Origin of the sequence: Pantoea sp. GbtcB22, assembly GCF_019091025.1 — a bacterium.
Taxonomy (GTDB): domain Bacteria; phylum Pseudomonadota; class Gammaproteobacteria; order Enterobacterales; family Enterobacteriaceae; genus Pantoea; species Pantoea leporis.
Genome location: NZ_JAGXKB010000860.1, coordinates 1 through 236 on the forward strand (window position 1 = coordinate 1; position 236 = coordinate 236).

Sequence of the window (236 nt, forward strand, 5' to 3'; positions counted from 1 at the left end):
ACTCGTCGCCGGTGTACTGGGCATCGTGGATGACCAGATTGGGGCCGCGCAGGAACGTGATGTGGCGCTCGTCGCCCGGATGCTGCGACACCCGGCCCGAGGCATTCCAGAACGGCTCGTGGTCGGTCGCGTACACGAGGGTGGCGCCGTCGCCGGTCATGCGGTACGCGACGGTCGGCGCGGTGTGGTTCATGAACTGCGTCTCGACCAGCACCGGGCCCACGCGGAAGAAGCCC

General features: G+C 68.6%; 1 protein-coding gene. It reads right to left on the reverse strand.

The genetic code is table 11. The features are described from left to right. On the reverse strand, positions 1–236 hold a 236-nt coding region (locus KVT28_RS26880), incomplete at both ends, for a hypothetical protein (RefSeq protein ID WP_217551376.1).